Raw genomic sequence first — 22,754 nt, forward strand, 5'->3', positions numbered from 1 at the left:
CTTAATCATTCTATCAGCCTAACAAGGCTGTGTCAATCAATTCCTCACACAAAAAGAAAGTTTGCACTCGGTGGGAAGCGATTCCACCGAGGCAATTTCACTCTTGTTATTCCACAACCGTTTCGACTTCGCGAACCGGTTCCGTCTGATCACCCGGTTCTTCCAACTGTTCCTCTACGTCCTCTTCACCTTCTAAACGGATGCTTCGGTAACGGGACATACCTGTGCCTGCCGGAATCAGTTTTCCGATAATCACGTTCTCTTTCAAGCCAAGGAGACGGTCTACCTTTCCTTTAATGGCCGCTTCTGTCAACACCCTAGTCGTTTCCTGGAAAGATGCAGCCGACAGGAAGGAATCGGTTTCCAGAGACGCTTTCGTAATACCTAGCAGAGCCGGTCGACCGATTGCCGGATTTTTATCCTGAAGCAGCGCTTCCAGATTGGCTTCTTCAAACTCATGAATATCCACATAGGTTCCCGGCAGCAAATCGGTATCCCCGTTATCGATAACGCGGATTTTACGAAGCATTTGGCGAACCATCACTTCAATATGCTTATCGTTGATATCCACACCCTGCAAACGATATACCCGTTGCACTTCTCGCAACAAGTAATTCTGCACACCGCGCATCCCTTTTACCTTCAGCATCTCTTTCGGGTCAACAGAGCCTTCTGTCAACTCATCGCCTGTTTCGACTTTATCCCCTGCGTTTACTCGAATACGGGAACCATAGGGCACTGCATACACTTTCTCTTCCGCTTCGCTCGTTATGACGATTTCCCGTTTGTCTTTAACTTCGCGAATATCTGTTACTTCCCCATCTATTTCGGTGATAATCGCTTGACCTTTCGGGTTACGCGCTTCGAACAACTCCTGAATCCGAGGCAAACCTTGCGTAATGTCATCACCAGCAACACCGCCGGTATGGAACGTACGCATCGTCAACTGAGTACCTGGTTCCCCGATCGATTGAGCCGCGATAATCCCTACCGCTTCCCCGATCTCTACCATTTTGCCGGTCGCCAAGTTGCGTCCGTAACATTTGATGCAAACACCGTGTTTCGTCCGGCAAGCTAATACAGACCGAATCCGTACCTTAGTAATCCCCGCATCCACAATACGACGCGCAGCAAAATCTGATATCAGCTCATTGCGCGCGACGATCACTTCACCGGTTTCAGGATGTCTGATCGTTTCAAACGCGGTTCGTCCATTGATCCGATCAAATAGATCCTCAATGACCTCTTTCCCGTCACGGATTTCACTAACTATAACCCCTTTATCGGTGCCGCAATCGACCTGCCGAACAATCACGTCCTGTGCCACATCAACCAAGCGCCGCGTCAAATATCCGGAATCCGCAGTCCGCAAAGCGGTATCGGCTAAACCTTTCCGGGCGCCGTGCGTTGAAATAAAGTATTCCGAAACGGTCAATCCTTCACGGAAGTTCGATTTAATCGGCAATTCAATGATTCGACCCGACGGATTGGCCATCAGTCCACGCATACCCGCCAACTGCGTAATCTGCGAAACGTTACCGCGCGCTCCGGAGTTCGCCATCATATAAATTGGATTATACCGATCCAAAGATTTCATCAAAACATCCGTAATCTGGTCTTTCGATTGACTCCAGATTGAAATCACCCGGTCATAACGCTCGTCGTCCGTGATCAAACCCCGTCTGTACTGCTGTGTGACGGTTTGTACTTTCTTTTCCGCATCAGCCAGTATTTCATGCTTGGCAGCCGGCACGGTGATATCAGCAACGGAAATGGTGATCCCTGCTTTGGTTGAGTAAGAGAAGCCCAAAGCTTTTATTTTATCAAGAATTTCAGCTGTTTGTGTGGTCCCGTACAAGTTGAAAACTTCCGAAATCATGGTGCCCAAGAAACCTTTCACCACGGCCGATTGCACCGGAATCGCCGCAATCCGCTCCTTCACATTGACACCCTTTTCCAGAATGAAGAATTCTTCCGGAACACCCTTCAGCAAGTTCTTTTTATCTCCCACGTTGATGTACGGGAAATCAGGCGGGAAGATTTCGTTAAAAATGATTTTCCCGATCGTCGTAATCAAGAGGCCCTTTTGTTGTTCCTCTGTAAAAGATGTTTTACCGAGCGCTTTTACCGGAATGCAAACACGCGTGTGCAATGCCATTTCCCCAGACTGATAAGCCAAAATCGCTTCATGAGGATTGGAGAAAATACGCCCTTCCCCTTCCAAACCGGGGCGATCGATCGTCAAATAGTAAGAACCGAGCACCATATCCTGGGTCGGTGTCACCACCGGCTTTCCGTCTTTCGGATTCAGAATATTGTGTGCGGCCAGCATCAACAACCGGGCTTCCGCTTGTGCTTCGGCCGATAACGGTACGTGTACCGCCATTTGGTCACCGTCAAAATCAGCATTGTAAGCGGTACATACCAGCGGATGCAGCTTGATGGCCCGGCCTTCGACCAATATCGGTTCAAATGCCTGAATCCCCAAACGATGCAATGTAGGAGCCCTGTTCAACAGTACAGGATGCTCTCGAATCACTTCCTCCAAAACATCCCATACTTCCGGCGAAACTCGTTCCACTTTACGTTTTGCGGATTTGATATTGTGCGCAAGACCTTTCGCCACGAGCTCTTTCATAACAAACGGCTTGAACAGTTCGAGAGCCATTTCCTTCGGAAGACCGCACTGGTACATTCTCAGGTGCGGACCTACCACGATCACAGAACGACCCGAGTAATCCACCCGTTTTCCAAGCAGGTTTTGACGAAAGCGGCCTTGCTTGCCTTTCAGCATGTGCGACAGGGATTTGAGCGGCCGGTTGCCCGGGCCTGTAACAGGACGGCCGCGACGACCGTTGTCTATTAACGCATCAACCGCTTCCTGAAGCATACGTTTTTCATTTTGCACGATAATATCCGGAGCGCCCAGATCCAGCAAACGTTTCAAACGGTTGTTCCGGTTAATTACCCGGCGATACAGATCGTTCAGATCGGACGTTGCAAAACGACCGCCGTCTAATTGGACCATTGGACGGAGTTCAGGCGGAATTACAGGCAATACGTCCAAAATCATCCATTCAGGGCAGTTGCCGGAAATCCGGAATGCTTCCAACACTTCCAGACGTTTAATCGCCCGGTTGCGTCTTTGTCCCTGCACCGTTTTCAATTCTTCCTTAAGAACCTCTACTTCTTTATCCAAGTCAATATCGAGAAGCAATTTTTTAATCGCTTCCGCTCCCATTCCCGCTTGGAAGGCATAGCCGTATTTTTCACGATTGGCCCGATACTCTTTTTCAGATAACAGCTGTTTCTTTTCCAGCGGCGTGTCACCCGGGTCGGTTACGACATAGGACGCAAAATAAATTACTTCCTCCAGCGACCGAGGCGACATATCCAAAATCAATCCCATCCGGCTGGGAATCCCTTTAAAAAACCAGATATGGGAAACCGGAGCCGCGAGTTCAATATGCCCCATCCGTTCACGGCGAACTTTTGCCCGTGTCACTTCGACACCGCAACGATCACAGACAACCCCTTTGTAGCGAACCCGTTTGTACTTTCCGCAATGACATTCCCAATCCCGGGTAGGGCCAAAAATTTTCTCGCAGAAAAGCCCTTCTTTTTCCGGTTTTAACGTCCGGTAATTGATCGTCTCCGGTTTTTTCACTTCACCGTGTGACCATGAACGAATTTTTTCAGGAGATGCCAATCCGATTTTCATGTACTCAAAATTATTGACGTCCAACAAATGGGCTTACCTCCCTTAATCTTCGTTTACTTCGCGCGCTTCCAAATTAAGATTCAGTCTTTCGCCGGAATCATCTTCATCCTCGATTTCCCGCATAACGATTTCCTGTTCGTCTCCCGACAAAATCTTCACATCCATACCGAGTGACTGGAGTTCTTTAATCAACACCTTAAAGGACTCGGGAACGCCCGGTTCCGGGACGTTTTCCCCTTTCACAATCGATTCATACGTCTTTACGCGGCCGATCACATCATCCGACTTGACAGTCAAAATTTCTTGCAAGGTATATGCTGCGCCATACGCTTCCAACGCCCAGACTTCCATCTCGCCAAAACGTTGACCGCCAAATTGGGCTTTACCGCCAAGCGGCTGTTGCGTAACCAGCGAGTAAGGACCTGTCGAACGCGCATGGATCTTGTCATCGACCAGATGGTGGAGTTTCAACATATACATCACGCCGACGGTTACCCGATTTTCAAACGGTTCCCCAGTACGACCGTCATACAGTACATGTTTGCCATCCCGCGGCAAACCTGCTTCTTCCAGCGTATCAAACACGTCTTCTTCTCTTGCCCCGTCAAATACCGGAGTCGCCACATGAATGCCGAGCGCTCTGGCCGCCATACCCAGGTGAACTTCCAGCACCTGTCCAATATTCATCCGTGATGGTACGCCGAGCGGATTCAGAATTACCTGGACCGGTGTTCCATCTTCCAAAAACGGCATATCTTCTTCCGGCATAATGCGTGCAACGACACCCTTGTTCCCGTGGCGTCCCGCCATTTTATCCCCTTCTGAAATTTTCCGTTTTTGGGCGATATACACCCGTACCAACTGGTTGACTCCTGGCGGCAATTCATCTCCGTTTTCACGGGTAAACACTTTCACGTCCACAATGATGCCGGCGCCACCGTTAGGCACCCGTACAGAAGTATCCCGCACTTCACGAGCTTTTTCACCGAAAATCGCATGCAGCAGACGTTCCTCAGCCGTCAGTTCAGTAACTCCCTTAGGCGTTACCTTTCCAACCAGAATATCTCCCGCGTTCACTTCCGCACCGATCCGGATAATTCCCCGGTCATCCAGATTCTTCAGCGCATCTTCTCCGACGTTCGGTATGTCGCGAGTAATTTCTTCCGGCCCCAACTTCGTATCACGCGCTTCCGCTTCATACTCTTCAATGTGAATCGATGTATAAACGTCTTCTTTGACCAGTTTTTCAGACAGCAGTATGGCGTCTTCGTAGTTGTACCCTTCCCAGGTCATGAATGCGACCACAACGTTTTTCCCGATCGCCATTTCTCCTTTGTCCGTCGCCGGACCGTCGGCAATGATTTCCCCCTTTTTAACCGTTTCGCCGACCGATACAATCGGCCGTTGGTTAATACAGGTACCTTGGTTTGAGCGAGAAAACTTTAACAGCTTATATCGATGCAGATTACCCTTAACCGTTTTGTTATCCACCGTCGATTGTTCACGAATCCAGATTTCACCGGCATCGACCCGTTCCACAATACCATCGTGTTTACTGACCACTGCGGCACCGGAATCTTTTGCCGATTTGTGTTCCAAACCGGTACCTACAAACGGCGCATTAGGAATTAACAGCGGAACAGCCTGGCGCTGCATGTTGGATCCCATCAACGCACGGTTAGCATCGTCGTTTTCCAAAAACGGAATCAGCGCAGTCGCCACAGAAACTACCTGTTTTGGCGAAACGTCCACATAATCAACGCGATCCGGCGGTAAGATAAGAGTCTCCTCTTTATAACGGACAATCACCGAGCTTTCTAAAAAATTGCCCTGGTCATCCAACTGCACGTTTGCTTGTGCAATTACATAATTGTCCTCTTCGTCAGCTGTCAAATAATGAATTTCTTCTGTTACGCGACCTGTTTCCGGGTCCACTTTTCTGTAAGGCGTTTCAATGAATCCAAATTCGTTGATTCGCGCGTAGGTGGACAACGAGTTAATCAAACCGATGTTCGGACCTTCCGGCGTCTCGATTGGACACATCCGGCCGTAATGGGAATGGTGAACGTCACGCACTTCAAAACCGGCCCGTTCACGAGTCAATCCGCCTGGACCAAGAGCCGACAGACGCCGTTTATGTGTCAATTCAGCCAGCGGGTTGGTTTGATCCATAAACTGGGACAATTGGCTGGATCCAAAAAATTCCTTAATCGCTGCAATCACCGGGCGTATATTAATCAGCGCCTGAGGTGTAATCGCATTCGCATCCTGAATTGACATCCGTTCCCGAACAACCCGCTCCATCCGGGACAACCCGATCCGGAATTGGTTTTGCAACAGTTCGCCTACAGAACGAAGACGGCGATTTCCCAGATGGTCAATATCGTCTGTCGAACCGACCCCATGCAGCAAATTCATAAAGTAAGAGATGGAGGAAATAATATCGGCTGCCGTAATATGTTTGACGCTTTTATCAACGCCCGCATTGCCGATTACCTTGATTACTTTTCCTTCTTCAAAGGGAGAATAGATTTTGATTTCCTGCACAGTGATTTGTTCCTCCGAAACAACACCGGACGTAGACTTATAGTCAACGATGTTCACCGACGCTTCCACAATCGGCAAAATCCGGTCGAGCAAACGGCGATCTATCACCTGCCCTGCTTCTGCCAGTACCTCTCCCGTATTTGGGTCGACCAACGTCTCTGCCAACCGCTGATTTAACAGGCGATTCTTGATATGCAACTTCTTGTTGATTTTGTATCGGCCAACGTTTGCCAGATCATACCGCTTCGGATCAAAGAAACGTGAAATCAGCAAACCGCGTGCGTTATCCAACGTCGGGGGTTCACCCGGGCGCAACCGTTCATATATCTCCAACAGCGCCTTTTCGGACGAATCCGTATTGTCTTTATCAAGCGTATTGCGTAAAAACTCACTTTCACCCAGCAGGTCAATAATTTCAGCATCAGTTGAAAATCCCAATGCGCGCAAAAGAACCGTCACCGGAATCTTTCTTGTGCGGTCAATCCGTACATAAACGATCTCTTTCGCATCTGTCTCCAGTTCCAGCCATGCCCCGCGGTTTGGAATCACGGTTGCGGTAAACGTTTTTTTGCCGTTCTTGTCAGTTTTCGTATTAAAGTACACACTTGGCGAACGAACCAACTGGCTGACAATTACCCGCTCCGCACCGTTTATGATAAACGTTCCCGTTTCAGTCATCAACGGGAAATCCCCCATAAAGACTTCCTGCTCCTTGACCTCTCCCGTTTCCCGGTTGATCAATCGAACCTTAACGCGCAAGGGAGCTGCGTATGTAACATCCCGCTCTTTCGATTCCTCCACGTCGTATTTCGGCTCACCCAGACTGTAGTCGATAAACTCCAGCACCAAGTTGCCGGTAAAGTCTTGGATAGGGGATATTTCCTGGAACATTTCTTTCAATCCCTCGTCCAGAAACCATTCATACGACTTCTGTTGAATCTCAATTAAATTCGGCAGCTCCATCACTTCTTTGATCCGAGCGTATGTGCGACGTTGACGTCGACCATACTGAACAAGTTGTCCCTGCAAAAGTGTCACCCCTCGCCAAATGATCGCCTTGTAAAACATGCTCCTAGATAGGAAAAAGCCCGAATTAAAAGCTTACCTCCCGACACAAACCGAATCGGGATGATAGGATGGATTCGAGCTTTAAAACAAATTGCAACACGGGAGAACCCGCAAAAAAACGAACTATTTGTCTATACGCATTTTATAACATTATCACACCAGAAATCCCTTGTCAACGCGTCAAGTCAATATTTTTGTATTTTTACAGCAAAAAATCCAATATCCTGCCTCTTTCGCTTTTTCTTCTACATCCTCAAACAATTCCTGCAACTTTTTTCGCGCGGAAGGGGCCCCCTGTTTCTTCTGAATTACAATCCACAATTGGCCCCCTTCTTTTAAACGCGCGGCGGCTCCCTCAAAAATCCGGTGAACAACCGCCTTGCCCGCACGGACTGGCGGATTTGTCAAAATCCGGTCAAACTCCTTTTCTGAGATTTGCGAAAACAGATCGCTGACACGCACCTCGGCATTGCCAATATCGTTCTGTTCGACGTTTTTCTGTGCCAGCCGGACCGCTCTTTCATTCACGTCAACCATCAAAACGGTTCCTTCATAAGCCATTTTGGCTGCCGCAATTCCAATCGGCCCATATCCGCAGCCTACATCAAGCACGGATGCGTCAGCTGGTATCTCCATCGTTTCTATTAATAAACGACTCCCAAAATCGATGCCGCCTTTTGAGAAGACACCCGCATCCGTCCAAAATGACAATTCAAACCCACGCAGGCGTTGACGAATCATCCGAACGTCGTGAGCCGCCGTTGGCCTGTTCGAAAAATAATGGTCTGCCATCGATCTCTTCCTTATCTGTACTTGTTACTTTTTCATTATAGCGAATAGGTTCCGGAAATCAAAAAGGAAGTCGCTGAAATCAGCAACTTCCTTTTTACGAAACACAGAAACAGTGAATTTACTTAACTTCAACTGTAGCGCCAGCTTCTTCAAGCTTCGCTTTGATTGCTTCCGCATCTTCTTTCGAAGTTTTTTCTTTGATCGGTTTCGGAGCGTTGTCTGCAATGTCTTTTGCTTCTTTCAGTCCGAGACCCGTAATTTCACGGATTACCTTAATAACGTTGATCTTGGAAGCACCTGCACTTGCCAGGATTACGTCAAATTCAGTTTGTTCCTCAACTGCAGCCCCAGCCCCTGCGCCTGCGCCGCCCACCATAGCTACCGGAGCAGCTGCCGTTACACCAAATTCTTCTTCAATCGCTTTTACCAGATCGTTCAACTCCAGAACGGACATACCCTTAATCGCTTCGATAATTTGCTCTTTCGACATGAATAAAACCTCCCAAGCAGATTTGTGTTTTTAAAATCGGTTTACGCCTGCTCCTTTTGCTCAGCCACTTGCTTAACTGCATAAGCAAAATTTCGCATCGGTGCTTGCAATACGCTGAGCAGCATGGACAACAGTCCTTCGCGCGACGGCAATTCAGCCAACGCCTTCACTTCATCGAATCCGATGATGCGGCCTTCCAATACACCGCCTTTAATTTCCAACGCTTTGTGCGCTTTCGCGAAATCATTCAGAATTTTAGCCGGGGCAACCACATCGTCATATGAAAATGCAATTGCGCATGGGCCAGTCAGATGAGCATCAAGTTCTGTAAGACCTACTTCAGCTGTTGCGCGACGGGTCATCGTGTTTTTCAGCACTTTATATTCAACGCCCGCATCACGAAGCTGCTTGCGCAACTCAGTAACTTCCGCCACGGTCAATCCGCGGTAATCGGTTACAATTGTGCTTTTGCTGTCGCGCAATTTTTGGGAAATTTCCTGCACGAGTTGAACTTTCTCTTCGCGTACTCCCATCCATTACACCTCCCATAAAAAATCCGTCCGGATAACGAGAAGAGCCCCCGCAAACACGAGGACTCTGAACATTTTAATCAATCGAATATGCAGCTCGCTACATATCCAAATGAACTTATCACGTTCAAAACCTCGGCAGGAAATATTAAGTGCTATGCACTCCTGCTGTCTACGGTTTGGGGATTCCGTTTTTATCAGACGCTTCACATCATATCACGATGTGACTCGAAAGTCAAAGCTGAAATTCATGTTACCTTGCTTCCGGCGCCAGTTTCGCCAAGTTCACTTTTACCCCGGGCCCCATCGTGGAGCTGACGGATACATTTCGGATGTATTGGCCTTTCGCCGCTGCCGGTTTCGCTTTTTGCAATGTATCTATCAATGTATAAAAGTTTTCGAGCAGTTTCTGTTCGTCAAAAGAAACTTTACCAATCGGCGCATGAATGTTGCCCGCTTTGTCGGTGCGGTATTCGATTTTACCAGACTTGATTTCTTCTACCGCTTTTTTGACATCAAACGTAACGGTGCCCGTTTTCGGGTTCGGCATTAAACCTTTCGGACCCAAAACGCGTCCCAGACGACCGACAGAAGCCATCATATCAGGCGTAGCTACCACAACATCGAAATCGAACCATCCCTGATTGATCCGATTGATCAAATCATCGTCTCCAACAAAGTCGGCGCCAGCCGCCTCCGCTTCTTTGGCTTTATCACCTTTTGCAAAAACCAGTACGCGCTGAACTTTACCCGTTCCGTGCGGCAGTACAACTGCACCGCGCAACTGCTGGTCTGCTTTTTTTACGTCGACTCCAAGACGGATCGCCGCTTCTACCGTCTCATCAAATTTTGCGGAAGCCGCTTTTTTGACCAGGGCGATCGCTTCATCTGCATCATAAAACGCCTCACGGTCAATCAGTTTGCTGGCTTCCAGATACTTTTTCGCTTTCGTAGCCATGTTGATTTCCTCCTTACGTGGTTTAACGGTATAGACCTCCCACTGATGCGGTTGAACATTCAACCTATTGACAACGGCACCCTGCGTACCGTGAATTAGTCTTCGATCACAATTCCCATCGAACGTGCTGTACCTTCCACCATGCGCATCGCAGATTCTACGTTTGCGGCATTCAGGTCGGGCATTTTTTGTTCCGCAATTTCGCGAACTTTTGCACGTTTAAGAGTAGCAACTTTCTTCTTGTTCGGTTCTCCAGACGCTGTTTCAATGCCTGCTGCTTTTTTCAGCAACACAGCGGCAGGAGGCGTTTTCGTTTCAAACGTAAACGAACGATCTTCATACACGGTGATTACTACCGGAATAATCAAACCGCCTTGATCCGCCGTACGGGCGTTGAACTGCTTACAGAACTCCATAATATTGACCCCAGCTTGACCAAGCGCCGGACCTACCGGCGGTGCCGGTGTGGCTTTACCAGCAGGAATCTGGAGCTTTACCAGTTTAATCACTTTTTTAGCCACTGTAACCACTCCTTCGTAATATGTGGTAGACGGGCAACAGCCCTCCCACTAACAAAAAAACAGAACTAATTATAACTTCTCCACTTGTGTAAAATCAAGTTCAAGAGGGGTTTCTCGGCCGAACATGGAAACAAGAACACGTAATTTCTGTTTATCTGGATGGATTTCTTCCACGCTGCCGACAAAGTTGGTAAACGGGCCTTCCACGACGCGCACCGCCTCTTTCAATTCGAATGCCACTTTCGGTTTGGTTTCATCGACACCCATTTGTTTGAGAATAGACCGAACCTCATTTGGCATCAAAGGAATCGGCTTGGAACCCGATCCGGTTGAACCGACAAAACCGGTAACGCCTGGCGTATTCCGCACCACGTACCAAGAGTCGTCCGTCATGACCATCTCGACAAGCACGTATCCCGGAAAGACTTTTCGCATGACTGCTTTTTTCTTTCCGTTTTTAACTTCCATTTCTTCTTCCATCGGAACCAGCACACGAAAGATCTTGTCCTGCATCTCCATTGATTGGACGCGTCTTTCCAGATTCGTTTTTACTTTGTTCTCATAACCTGAATAAGTGTGTACCACATACCAGCGTTTTTCCATGTTTTCCATTGCAGTCGAGGGCGGTTGCCCTTCCCCCCTAATCAAATAATAGCCTATCGGCCCAGCCCGATGAGATGTAACAGTTCACTTATGCCAAGATCAAAAAGAAAAATCACGAGCGCCATCACAATACATGTTGTGATCACAACAACCGTATAGGAAAAAAGCTCTTTTCGATTTGGCCACCGAACGCGCTTTAGCTCTCCCCATGCGTCACGAAAGAAAGAGACTACTCCGGCCATTTTACTCATTCTAAACTACCCCGTTTCAGACCACGAAAATCTTTAACGAGTTTCGCGATGAAGAGTATGATGGTTGCAGAACTTGCAATACTTTTTCAGTTCGATGCGATCCGGGTTTGTCTTTTTGTTCTTCTTGGTGATGTAGTTGCGTTGCTTACAATCGGTACAAGCCAACGTCACCGCTACGCGCATCAGGTACACCTCCCACAAATTAAATTAGTCGAACAAACTAAATAAGGTGCGGAATCGCACCATATTCGCTGAATACCTTCCCTAATTTAGCATAATGGGTATGTTACTGTCAACAAAAACCGGGAGTCAGTTGACATCCCGGATTTCCAGATAACGCTCTAACTTTCGTTTTACTCTTTGCAGTGCATTGTCGATCGATTTGACATGCCGATTTAAATCGACCGCAATTTCCTGATAGGAACGACCATCCAGATAAAGCATTAACACCTGCCGTTCCAATTCGCTAAGGATTTCGCCCATCTTAATTTCAATATCGACAAATTCCTCTTGATTAATCAGCAATTCTTCCGGGTCCGACACTTTCGAACCACAGATCACGTCAAGCAAAGTCCGATCTGAATCTTCGTCGTATATAGGCTTGTCCAATGACACGTAAGAATTGAGAGGAATGTGTTTCTGTCTGGTGGCGGTTTTGATTGCGGTGATAATTTGGCGGGTGATGCAAAGTTCAGCAAAAGACTTGAATGATGTCAGTTTCTCATCCCGAAAATCCCGGATTGACTTGTATAAACCGATCATTCCTTCCTGCACAATATCTTCTCGATCGGCGCCGATCAGAAAATAAGAACGCGCCTTCGCCCTTACAAAATTCTTATATCTGTGAATCAGGCACTCAAGTGCTGAATCGTCGCCATCTCTTACCGCTTCTACTAGAACTTCATCCGACAGTTCATCCAGCTGTTTAAACAAATACACTTCTTGGACATGAAGATTCGACGACAACACATATCCCTCCGACCCAGCAACTAACTAACACGATTAAGCCAATTATACTTTACGTAATCTGGAGGGTCAATTGTCAATCTATGTTTTTCCGCCTCCACTTTTCGAATATTTCTACGACTTTCTTGTTCAATTGATCTTCCAGACGGTTTCTTGTCGGAGACAGTCTTTGCACTTCTTTATCAATCGCCTTGCGGGCTTGCTCTGTCATCTTCCGCAATTCATTTGCCGAGATACGCAAAGCACCCTCTCCAAACGTCACCTGCTGTTCCGCATAATCGGAAGTAGCCACATAGACGCGTGTTACTTTCGTTTCCAATTGGTATACAAGCCGCTCAATTACATCATCTGCCGTTTCATCCGTTTTGGAAAACAACACCTGCAATTTTCCCTGTTTGTATTCTTTCCGTTCCCCCGTCGCCATGTGAGCGTCAAACACAATAATTACTTCCATACCCGTAAAACGCTGATATTCCTTCAACGTCCCGACCAAGTGATCGCGGGCCAGCTCCAGACTCTCCCGCTTCAATTCAACCAGTTCCGGCCAATCCCCGATTATATTGTATCCGTCAACAATTAATATTTCTTTCATTGCATGACAACCGCAGAGCAGACCGTTTATTTTTTCGAGCCGCGCTGGCGGACCGATTCGTACAAAAGGATTCCGGCAGCAACACCGGCATTTAACGACTGGACCTGCCCAATCATAGGCAGGCGAACCAGATAGTCGCATCTCTTTTTAACCACTTCACCAAGCCCTTTGCCTTCATTTCCGATTACCAATACGGTCGGCTGCGTCATATCTGCCTGATGATAAAGCAAATCCGCCTCTACGTCCGTTCCAACCACCCAATAACCGGCCTTTTTTAACAATTCCAGCGTCTGTGACACATTTGAAATTCGCGCCACCGGAATATGTTCAATCGCCCCCGCTGACGATTTCGCCACAGTGGCCGTTAAGGGCACCGCACGCCGTTTCGGGATAACCACCCCATGTGCACCCGCACCGTCTGCGGTACGTAAAATTGACCCGAAGTTAAACGGATCCTCAATTTCGTCAAGGACCACAATTAATCCCGGACGAGGGGAATTTTGCGCCGCCTGCAAAATGTCTTCCAACTCAGCATACTCTTTGGCTGCCAAATAAGCGATTACGCCTTGATGGTTGCGGGTAGTCGCAATACTGTCCATTTTCGCTTTCGGTACACGCTGCACCACGATGCCGCGCTCTTTGGCCCGCGCTAAAATTTCATTCGAGGAACCGCCTTCCACACCTTCCGCAAGCAAAATTTTGTTCAGCTCACGCCCGCTTTTTAACGCTTCAATTACCGGATGGCGACCTTCCAGTTGTTCAGTTGCTTGTTCCATATTTGGCTGTGTCCGTTCTGCCGCCAGAACCCGTCGACCGCTTCCGCGCCTGGCGGATTCCGACTCTTTTCGAACCGGTTTTTGCTGCTTGTCCGTCCTGTCCATCCGATTCGCTCTATCCGGCCTTGCTTTTCCCCGCGCTTGTCGTTTCATGATTTCTCTCCATCCTTTCGCAATTGCGTATCCACGTAGTGAATCGCCTTTTCTGCCAAAACGCGCAATCGTTCAAATTCTCCCTTTAAAAACAGGTATCCGCACAGACTCTCAAACCCTGTACTATGGCGATAATCAATCACATCCGCGTGTTTTGGAACAGTTCCCGACTTGGCATTTCTTCCCCGCCGGACAACCCCCATTTCCTCTTCCGTCAGGTCATCTTTTAAATGATGCAGAATATCCGCCTGTGCTTTTGCTTTCACATAGGAAACGGACGCCTTTTGCAGCCTGTGCGGACGCATTTCGCCGATCGCCAGCAAATGTTGGCGCACAAACAGTTCCCACACTCCGTCGCCCAAATAGGCCAATGCCAGAGCAGGCATTTCCTGCGGTTTACGGCTGGTGCCCGTTTTCAGCTCTACCATGCAATTCACTTCCGTTTCCACCGTACACCTTGCGGGGTATCTTCCAAAATGATTCCCAACTCGGTCAAACGGTCCCGAATTTGATCCGCCCTCGCAAAATCGCGGTTTTTGCGTGCCGTCGTCCGTTCTTCGATCAATTGTTCAATTTCGACCGCCAACGGGTCTGTTGACTCCTTTTTGGCCAGCCCCAATACGTCGAGGAATTCGCTTATTACCTCAAAATAGGCCCTTACGTCGGCCGGATTTGCCTGTCCGCTGTGCAGCAGGGAATTTGCTTGGCGTACCAGTTCAAATATAGCGGCAATCGCATCTGCTGTATTAAAATCATCATCCATTGCTTCCAGAAATTTTGCGCGAAGCGCTTCTCGATCGATCCCCTTGCTGTCAGATTCCCCTTTCTCAGCCGTTGTTAACCAGTGACTCAGATTTGCCATCGCGGTGTCAATCCGTTCCAATCCTTGCGCTGCCTGCTGAATCAATTCGTCAGAAAAATTAACCGGATTGCGGTAGTGGGCCGACAGCAGGAAAAACCGCACAATTCTCGGCTCGAATTTTTTCAACAAATCGTGTACCAGAATAAAATTTCCTTGTGATTTGGACATCTTCTCGTTATTGATATTAATATAACCGTTATGCATCCAATAGCGGGCAAACGGTTCTTGATTAGCCGCTTCCGACTGAGCAATTTCGTTTTCGTGATGCGGAAAAATCAAATCCTGGCCACCCGCGTGGATATCCAGCGTTTCCCCCAAATATTTCTTGCTCATGGCGGAGCATTCGATATGCCAACCGGGCCGACCCTCTCCCCACGGCGACGGCCAGTAGACCTCACCCGGTTTTGCCGCTTTCCAGAGCGTAAAATCGAGCGGATTCTCCTTTTTCTCCGATACTTCAATGCGTGCCCCTGCCAACAGTTCCTCTAATGGCTGTTTCGACAATTTGCCGTAGTCGGGGAACCGATTCGTCCGAAAGTATACATCCCCGTCAACCGCATAGGCGCAGCCCTGTTTTATCAGTTGTTCGATCATCTCGATAATTTCCTGCATGTGTTCCGTCACGCAGGGGTGTACATCCGCCTTTTGAATACCCAGCAACTGCGAATCCTGCATATATGCCTGTATAAATCGATCCGCTACCGCCTGCGGATGAATCCCTTCCTCCTTGGCCACACGGATAATCTTGTCATCCACATCGGTGAAATTTTGTACATACAGGACATCAAACCCTCGAAATTTGAGATAACGTCTAACCACATCGAAGAACATAAACGGGCGTGCGTTGCCAATGTGAAAATAATTGTAGACGGTGGGCCCGCACACATACATTCGCACTTTTCCCGGTTCCTGCGGCACGAATTCTTCTTTCTGCCGCGTTAACGTATTATAAATCCGAATCGCCACTTGCTGCTCCTCCGTTTTTTAATTGATTCAATTCCTGCTGCAAGGAAGCAATTTGCTCCTGCATCTGTCTTATCATCTCCATAACGGGATCCGGCAAATTGGTATGATCCAAATCCTGTTCCACACGGCGTCCATCCTGAATGACGATCCGCCCGGGCACGCCTACTACGGTAGAATTGGGCGGCACCGGTTTCAACACGACAGAGCAGGCTCCGATTTTGGAATTGTCTCCAACCACGATCGAACCCAGTACTTTCGCCCCCGTTGCGATCAGCACATTGTTACCGATGGTAGGATGTCGCTTCCCTTTTTCTTTACCCGTTCCGCCCAGCGTAACCCCTTGATAAATCGTACAATCATCACCAATTTCCGCCGTTTCCCCGATCACTACACCTGATCCGTGGTCAATAAACAGGCGCCGCCCGATTTTGGCCCCCGGGTGAATTTCAATACCTGTCAAGAATCGGGCCAGTTGTGAGATAAACCTTGCTATTGTATAGTATTTTCTCTTATAAAACGAATGTGCAATCCGGTACGCCCATAACGCGTGCAGTCCCGAATAAGTGAGAACCACCTCAAACGTGCTCCTGGCTGCAGGATCCCGTTCGAATACAGACCTCACATCTTCTTTCATCAGCTGAAACATCATACTCACCTCTTTGTTCTCCCTGCGTCCCCAAACAGAAAAAACCACCCCTGTAACAGAGGCGGTTGGTTGTCCGCGGTTCCACTCTGGTTCCCCTTTGCCAATTCCTTTCCACAGCCAATTGGTCATGCCAATTGCTGGACAGTCATGCATGGGACACTTTGCGCCCTGTAACGGAGGCTTCCGTCGGTACATACTCAGCTGCTGCTTTTCCGCCCGCAACAACAAAGGGGCATTCGGTACATTTCCCGCGTTCACCACTCCCAGCCGGTTGCCCGGTGGCGAATCTCTGGCACGTTCCCTGTACGTACTGGTCCTTTGTATCGTTTTTGTCAAACCATTTGTACTTTATTGATTATGCATTGATCAGCAGATTTTGTAAACGGGTTACTACCCGTTCCCTGCCAAGAAGCTCTAAAGACATGTTTAAATCGGGGCCATGCGCGTGACCGGTTGCCGCCACTCGGACTGTCATAAACAATTGACGGCCTTTATACCCCGTTTCTTTTTGCACTTCTTTCAAGGCTGCTTTAATGGTCTCCGCATTCCAATTGTACAACCCTTTTGCCTTCTCATAGAACGAAGCGATCACCGTCGGTACCTGTTCTTCCTTTAGGATATCAGCCGCCTCTCCGTCATAAACTACCTGTTCTTCAAAAAATGATTTCGCCATTTCCGGCAGCTCCGCCATATATTGGATTTTCTCTTTATACAAAGCCACCAGTTTGACTACCCAATCGCGATCAAATGACTCCCCAATCAAGCCAGCCCGCTGCAGTTGAGGTATCGCTATACTCACAAGACGTTCCGTGTCTGCCTGCCGAATGTAATACCCGTTCATCCAGGCCAATTTTTCAGTGTCAAAAACTGCCCCTGACTTGGATACGCGGTCCAGCGAAAAAGCGCTCACCAGTTCATCCAGAGAAAAAATCTCCTGTTCTCCGCCAGGCGACCAACCGAGCAGCGCCAAGAAGTTCAAAATAGCTTCCGGTAAATACCCTAAGTTACGGTACTGCTCGATAAACTGGACAATCGATTCATCCCGTTTGGAAAGTTTTTTCCCATCCTGGTTCAAAATAAGAGAAACATGCGCAAATTCCGGACACTTCCAGCCAAATGCCTGATAAATCAGGACTTGCCGCGGCGTGTTTGACAAGTGTTCCTCCCCGCGCAAAACATGGCTGATTTCCATCAAATGATCGTCGACCGTTACAGCAAAATTGTAAGTCGGCAGGCCATCCGATTTGACAATCACAAAGTCTCCAATGCCTTCCGTTTCAAATTGGACCTCACCACGGACCAAATCAACAAAACGGATTACTTGTCCTTCCGGAACCCGGAAACGGACCGTCTTTTTGCGCCCTTCCCGTTCATAGTTCGCTTTTTGTTCATCCGTTAGATGGCGGCACCGCCCCGAATAGCCAACCATTAGGCCTTTCGCAAGCATTTGCTCCCGCTCTTTTTCCAGCTCTTCTTCCGTACAATAACAATAGTACGCCTTCCCTTCTGTCAGGAGCTGTTGCACATGCTTCTGATAAATCGGCAGACGTTCCGTGCATCGATATGGCGCAAAAGGGCCCCCTATGTCAGGTCCTTCCTCCCAGTCAAGCCCGAGCCATTTGAAGTTCTCCAAAAACTCCTCGTCCGCCCGCTCCACATTGCGGGCTTGATCGGTGTCTTCAATTCTTAAAATATACGTTCCGCCTGCCTGTTTGGCCAACAGATAATTAAACAGCGCGGTTCTTGCTCCGCCAATATGTAAATGTCCGGTTGGACTCGGTGCATAGCGCACTCGTACAGACATTATAACTCAACTCCCCTAGACTCTTTCCTGGATTATAACACATTCATAAGCAATACAACCGCCTCTGCCGCAATGCCTTCCTCACGGCCCACAAAACCAAGCCTTTCGGTAGTGGTTGCTTTCACGTTGATCTGCGACAATTCCGCCTCCAACTCTTTCGCCAGAACTGCTTTCATTTCTTCTATATAAGGCCTTAATTTGGGCCGTTGCGCCATAATCGTGCAATCCAGGTTGCCGAGACGATACCCTCTCTCTTTTACCATTTGCCAAACATGCTTCAATAAATCGACAGAGTTTGCCCCCCGGAACCGCTCGTCCGTATCGGGAAAATGCTGTCCGATGTCTCCCTCTGCGATCGCCCCGAGCAGTGCATCTTTCACCGCGTGCAGCAACACATCCGCATCCGAATGCCCTAGCAGACCTTTTTCAAAGGGGATTGTGACGCCCCCTATCACTAAAGGCCTCCCTTCCGCAAATCGGTGCACATCAAAACCGGTTCCAATCCGCATACCGTTCCCCTTCCCGCCATATATGTTTTCTTCTTGCAAGAACGATGCTGCAATCTGTAGATCTTCCGGAGTGGTAATTTTAATATTTCGGTATGACCCTTCCACCACCCATACGGGAGCCCCCGCCCATTCGACCAGGGAAGCGTCGTCTGTTCCCAAATGGTTGTCACGCATTGCTTTTTCATGCGCTTCGTAAAGCAGCGACGCGCGAAACCCCTGTGGAGTTTGAACCGCATAAAGCTGATGACGCAGCAACGTTTCCTCCACCCAGCCGTTGTTCACTTTTTTGATTGTATCTTTGGCTGGCGTGCCTATTGTGACCGCCGAATGCTCCCTTGCCGATTCTACGATCCGTTCAATATCTGTTGTACTGACAAGCGGACGAGCTGCATCATGGATAATTACCAGATCCTGCTGCATGTCAACCAACGCCCGTAACACCTGCAATCCGTTCCACACTGACGCCTGCCGTTCCTGACCGCCCGCCGCATAGTGTGTCACTTTTCGAATTTTGTAGCGGTCAATTAATGCCTGTACCCGCTCCAAATCCTCCTGTCCGATTACCAGCACGATTTGATCAATCAGCGGCGATTGTTCCAGTACACGGAGAGTATGTATCAATATAGGGACACCCGCCAGTTCCATAAACTGTTTTTTGATCTTCGAGTTCATCCTCGAACCGCTGCCGGCTGCTACCACAATCGCGAATACCCTCAAACGAAACGCCTCTCTCCAAACCTCAAACAGGTGTTATGCATGAAAGAATAATGAAAAACCCCAACAAAGTAAAGTGTCGCTTTTTCAGCAAACATTTTACTTTGTCAGGATTGCCAGAATTAAAGCGCCTTTTCCAAAAGCTTCGGTTTGGCAAATATCATTCGGCCTGCCGAAGTCTGCAGAACGCTCGTCACCATAACTTCTAACCGCGTTCCGATAAAATCTTTGCCGCCTTCCACGACAATCATTGTGCCGTCATCCAGGTACCCGACTCCCTGCCCGTATTCCTTCCCGTCCTTGATCACTTGAACGAGTATCTCTTCCCCGGGCAAAACGACCGGTTTTACTGCATTGGCCAGATCGTTGATATTTAACACGCCCACACCTTGCAACTCGCAGACTTTATTTAAGTTAAAGTCATTTGTTACAACCATCCCGTTGAGTTGCTTGGCAAGTTTCACAAGCTTGGAATCGACTTCCTGGATATCATCAAAATCAATCTCCATGATCTGAACCTTGATTTTAAGTTCTTTTTGGATACGGTTCAAAATATCCAGGCCACGGCGGCCCCGATTGCGTTTTAACACATCAGACGAATCGGCAATATGCTGCAATTCTTCCAGAATAAATGTCGGAATCACAAGCGTACCGTCCAAAAATCCGGTTTTGACAATGTCCGCAATCCGTCCATCAATAATAACGCTGGTATCTAAAAGCTTGGCATCCGTGTTTTTACCCGTGTTTTTTTGTTTATCTTTACTGCCAAACTTATTGGGGAAAAAAGAAATCAATTCCTCCCGCTTGCTGTACCCAATCCGGAAACCGAAAATACCCAAAATGATGCTGGCAAAGGCTTGTACCACCTGACCTACTAACGGAATGTTGGTGATGGCTGGTGAAAGCAAATACGCAACGATCAACCCGGCAACCGTACCAATCACACCGGCAAACAGATCTGAAAGCGGTGCTCGAAGCAGTTTTTCTTCAAACCAGCGCAGCATGGCCACACTGTAATTCACAACGGAAACGGTCGTTAAAATCGATACCGCGCCTCCCAATATCGCGCCAAATATGGGAGATGTAAAGGGCATCCGATTAAAATTAAAATATTCAAAGTGAATGAGTGCAAATAATACAGGGCCGAATGTATACCCCAGAACAATTCCGATCATCGCAAAAAATAAATGAATAATCCGTTTCATCATTCGTTAAACTCACCTCCTATTCTCAAGTATAGACAAAAATCAGAACATGAAACCTGATATGTGCAAATTCTGCAATTCATAGATAAGAGTACCATAACACCAGAGCACAGTCAAATTTTAAAGATATTAATGTTATCATACAGATAAATAAATAGTCAATAAAAAATAAAACAGTCCGAGATGGACTGTCTTATTGATTACATTTCCAATTTTGAATCAAGCTGCTCCGTGATTACCACTTCACTTCTGTTTTTGCGGCGGCGGAACCTATAGTTTTTTTTTAGTCCGTAAATCGCATAGAAAACCAGCGGTAAAAACAGCAGTTTGCTGGCCTGACCCGGAAAAAACACAAACACGACTGTTACCAGTACGGCGAGAATGGGAACCACCCAGATAGCCGCCTTCGGAATGCCGACTTTTTTGAAATTCGGGTACTTAATGCGCGAAATCATTAGGTATGATAACCCGAGCATTCCCAAAGCCAGCGTAATTTCCGGCCCCGGAACAAGGTCGTGGTAAAGCGCCATCGTGGCCAGAACTCCGCCCGCCGCTGTGATAGGCAGACCTACAAAATAATTCGGGTTGCCTGCTGACACGTTGAAACGCGCCAAACGAAGCGCCCCGCAAATCGGAAAAATGCCTGTAATCACCATGCCTGGCCAATGCAATTGATTTAGTACCGAACCATACATGATAAATGCTGGAGCCACACCAAATGTAATGACATCTGACAGGGAATCCAACTCCTTGCCAAATTCGCTCGTCGCATTTAGAGCACGCGCAATCCGGCCATCCAAGCCATCCAACAACATCCCAATAATAACAACGATTGCTGCATAATCGAATTGATCGTTAAATGCAAGAATGATCGCAATAATTCCCAAGAACAAATTTCCTAGCGTAAAAGCGCTTGGCAGCGCTTTAACAAACATACGGGTACCCCCTGTCGAGTCAAACAGAAAAAATATTCGGTCACATTTCATCTATCATAATCGGGTTATATATGTCTGTCAATAAAGACCTGTTCTTGTATACGCCGCAACCCTTCCCTGATAGACCTGGCCCGCACCTCTCCGATCCCCTCCACATCATCCAATTCTTCGATGGAAGCACCCAGCACGTTGGATATGTTTGAAAAATGACTCACCAGATTCTCGATGACAGGGTGCGGCAACCTCGGTAATTTTGTTAAGATGCGGTAACCACGGGAAGACACAGGCTCCTCCGTGATATTAATGTCCCCTTCATACCCGAAAATCCGGATAATTGCCTCGCTGTCGAGCAAATCGTCGGCTGACAATGCATGCAGTTCGGTCAGAATTTGATGAGGCGTCAAATCGGATTTCCGGCAATAGTCTTTCACTAACAGATACGCTTCCTCATCCACCTTCGACACCAATTCATCCAACTGCATGGAAATGAGCCGACCTTCTGTCCCTAGTTCAGTAATATATCGCCGAATCTCCATTTTTATTCGTAAAACCATTTCAATTCTTTGCATGACCATCGCCACTTCATGAAGAGTAACCAGCTCTTCAAATTCCAGTGCGCTTAAATTTGTCAATGCTTGGTCGAGTACAGCTTTGTATCGCTCCAACGTGTTGATGGCTTGATTCGCCTTCGCCAGTATCACGCTAATATCTTTTAACGTATACCGAAAATTGGACTGGTACAGTGTGATGACATCCCGTCGTTGCGAAATGCAAATCACCAATTGCTCCGTCTGCTTGGCAACACGTTCCGCCGTTCGATGACGGGTACCTGTTTCGAAAGAAGGTATCGACGCATCCGGTGTTAATTGAGCATTCGCAATCAGAATCCGTTTCAAATCTTCACTCAAAACAATGGCCCCGTCCATTTTCGCCAATTCGTAGAGGTTAGCAGGGGTGAGATCACAATCGATGTTAAATCCGCCATCCACTATTTTTTCCACTTCAGGCGTCTGTCCGATCACAATCAGAGCACCAGTCTTAGCCCGCAAAACGTTCTCTAACCCTTCTCTCAACTTAGTGCCGGGCGCTGTGATACGAAGCAGTTTATTTAACATCGTATCTTTTTTAATGTCGTCTCTCATCAT

21 protein-coding genes and 1 other annotated feature are annotated in these 22,754 nt (G+C 47.9%); all 21 genes read right to left on the reverse strand.

Going from position 1 to position 22,754, the window contains the following annotated elements:
- Positions 1-106: 106 nt before the first annotated feature.
- The gene (rpoC, locus tag skT53_RS11985; protein ID WP_200757240.1) at positions 107-3,748 is read right to left on the reverse strand and encodes a DNA-directed RNA polymerase subunit beta'; all 3,642 of its coding nucleotides are present in this window, start codon (positions 3,746-3,748) and stop codon (positions 107-109) included.
- Between the two features lie 15 nt (positions 3,749-3,763).
- Positions 3,764-7,297 carry a DNA-directed RNA polymerase subunit beta gene (rpoB, locus tag skT53_RS11990; protein ID WP_200757242.1) on the reverse strand — a complete coding sequence of 1,178 codons (3,534 nt, stop codon included), beginning with the start codon at positions 7,295-7,297 and terminating at the stop codon, positions 3,764-3,766.
- 219 nt (positions 7,298-7,516) lie between these two features.
- Positions 7,517-8,128, reverse strand: a complete 612-nt coding sequence (locus skT53_RS11995; RefSeq protein ID WP_200757244.1) for a class I SAM-dependent methyltransferase — start codon at positions 8,126-8,128, stop codon at positions 7,517-7,519.
- 118 nt (positions 8,129-8,246) lie between these two features.
- Positions 8,247-8,618 carry a 50S ribosomal protein L7/L12 gene (gene rplL / locus skT53_RS12000; protein ID WP_200757246.1) on the reverse strand — a complete coding sequence of 124 codons (372 nt, stop codon included), beginning with the start codon at positions 8,616-8,618 and terminating at the stop codon, positions 8,247-8,249.
- 41 nt (positions 8,619-8,659) lie between these two features.
- A complete protein-coding gene (gene rplJ, locus skT53_RS12005) occupies positions 8,660-9,151 on the reverse strand; it encodes a 50S ribosomal protein L10 (protein ID WP_200757248.1) in 492 nt (163 codons plus the stop codon).
- Between the two features lie 26 nt (positions 9,152-9,177).
- Positions 9,178-9,344, reverse strand: a sequence feature (ribosomal protein L10 leader region).
- A gap of 57 nt (positions 9,345-9,401) precedes the next feature.
- Entirely contained in the window at positions 9,402-10,106 is a 705-nt protein-coding gene (gene rplA, locus skT53_RS12010) for a 50S ribosomal protein L1 (protein WP_200757250.1), read from the reverse strand.
- Between the two features lie 95 nt (positions 10,107-10,201).
- Positions 10,202-10,627, reverse strand: a complete 426-nt coding sequence (gene rplK, locus skT53_RS12015; protein WP_200757252.1) for a 50S ribosomal protein L11 — start codon at positions 10,625-10,627, stop codon at positions 10,202-10,204.
- Positions 10,628-10,696: 69 nt separating this feature from the next.
- On the reverse strand, positions 10,697-11,230 hold the full coding sequence (gene nusG / locus skT53_RS12020; protein ID WP_200757254.1) for a transcription termination/antitermination protein NusG: 534 nt from the start codon (positions 11,228-11,230) through the stop codon (positions 10,697-10,699).
- Between the two features lie 53 nt (positions 11,231-11,283).
- Positions 11,284-11,481, reverse strand: a complete 198-nt coding sequence (gene secE, locus skT53_RS12025) for a preprotein translocase subunit SecE (protein ID WP_200757256.1) — start codon at positions 11,479-11,481, stop codon at positions 11,284-11,286.
- Between the two features lie 33 nt (positions 11,482-11,514).
- Positions 11,515-11,664 carry a 50S ribosomal protein L33 gene (rpmG, locus tag skT53_RS12030; protein ID WP_200757258.1) on the reverse strand — a complete coding sequence of 50 codons (150 nt, stop codon included), beginning with the start codon at positions 11,662-11,664 and terminating at the stop codon, positions 11,515-11,517.
- A 126-nt stretch (positions 11,665-11,790) separates the two neighbouring features.
- The gene (gene sigH, locus skT53_RS12035; protein ID WP_200757260.1) at positions 11,791-12,447 is read right to left on the reverse strand and encodes an RNA polymerase sporulation sigma factor SigH; all 657 of its coding nucleotides are present in this window, start codon (positions 12,445-12,447) and stop codon (positions 11,791-11,793) included.
- A gap of 76 nt (positions 12,448-12,523) precedes the next feature.
- Positions 12,524-13,039, reverse strand: a complete 516-nt coding sequence (locus tag skT53_RS12040; RefSeq protein ID WP_200757262.1) for an NYN domain-containing protein — start codon at positions 13,037-13,039, stop codon at positions 12,524-12,526.
- Positions 13,040-13,065: 26 nt separating this feature from the next.
- Complete coding sequence (gene rlmB / locus skT53_RS12045; RefSeq protein WP_200760970.1) at positions 13,066-13,815, reverse strand: 23S rRNA (guanosine(2251)-2'-O)-methyltransferase RlmB; 750 nt, start codon at positions 13,813-13,815, stop codon at positions 13,066-13,068.
- Between the two features lie 149 nt (positions 13,816-13,964).
- Complete coding sequence (locus skT53_RS12050; protein WP_200757264.1) at positions 13,965-14,396, reverse strand: Mini-ribonuclease 3; 432 nt, start codon at positions 14,394-14,396, stop codon at positions 13,965-13,967.
- Positions 14,397-14,401: 5 nt separating this feature from the next.
- Complete coding sequence (gene cysS / locus skT53_RS12055) at positions 14,402-15,796, reverse strand: cysteine--tRNA ligase (protein WP_200757266.1); 1,395 nt, start codon at positions 15,794-15,796, stop codon at positions 14,402-14,404.
- On the reverse strand, positions 15,777-16,442 hold the full coding sequence (cysE, locus tag skT53_RS12060) for a serine O-acetyltransferase (RefSeq protein ID WP_200760971.1): 666 nt from the start codon (positions 16,440-16,442) through the stop codon (positions 15,777-15,779). Before cysE ends, cysS begins: the two co-directional genes overlap by 20 nt.
- Before the next feature lie 355 nt (positions 16,443-16,797).
- Complete coding sequence (gene gltX, locus skT53_RS12065) at positions 16,798-18,246, reverse strand: glutamate--tRNA ligase (protein ID WP_200757268.1); 1,449 nt, start codon at positions 18,244-18,246, stop codon at positions 16,798-16,800.
- Between the two features lie 32 nt (positions 18,247-18,278).
- On the reverse strand, positions 18,279-19,454 hold the full coding sequence (gene ispD, locus skT53_RS12070; protein ID WP_226375447.1) for a 2-C-methyl-D-erythritol 4-phosphate cytidylyltransferase: 1,176 nt from the start codon (positions 19,452-19,454) through the stop codon (positions 18,279-18,281).
- 137 nt (positions 19,455-19,591) lie between these two features.
- Entirely contained in the window at positions 19,592-20,677 is a 1,086-nt protein-coding gene (locus skT53_RS12075) for a PIN/TRAM domain-containing protein (protein ID WP_200757270.1), read from the reverse strand.
- Positions 20,678-20,874: 197 nt separating this feature from the next.
- On the reverse strand, positions 20,875-21,609 hold the full coding sequence (pssA, locus tag skT53_RS12080; protein WP_200757272.1) for a CDP-diacylglycerol--serine O-phosphatidyltransferase: 735 nt from the start codon (positions 21,607-21,609) through the stop codon (positions 20,875-20,877).
- A gap of 65 nt (positions 21,610-21,674) precedes the next feature.
- The gene (disA, locus tag skT53_RS12085; RefSeq protein ID WP_200757274.1) at positions 21,675-22,751 is read right to left on the reverse strand and encodes a DNA integrity scanning diadenylate cyclase DisA; all 1,077 of its coding nucleotides are present in this window, start codon (positions 22,749-22,751) and stop codon (positions 21,675-21,677) included.
- Positions 22,752-22,754: the final 3 nt, after the last annotated feature.

The sequence above is a fragment of the Effusibacillus dendaii genome (assembly GCF_015097055.1).
Lineage (GTDB): Bacteria > Bacillota > Bacilli > Tumebacillales > Effusibacillaceae > Effusibacillus > Effusibacillus dendaii.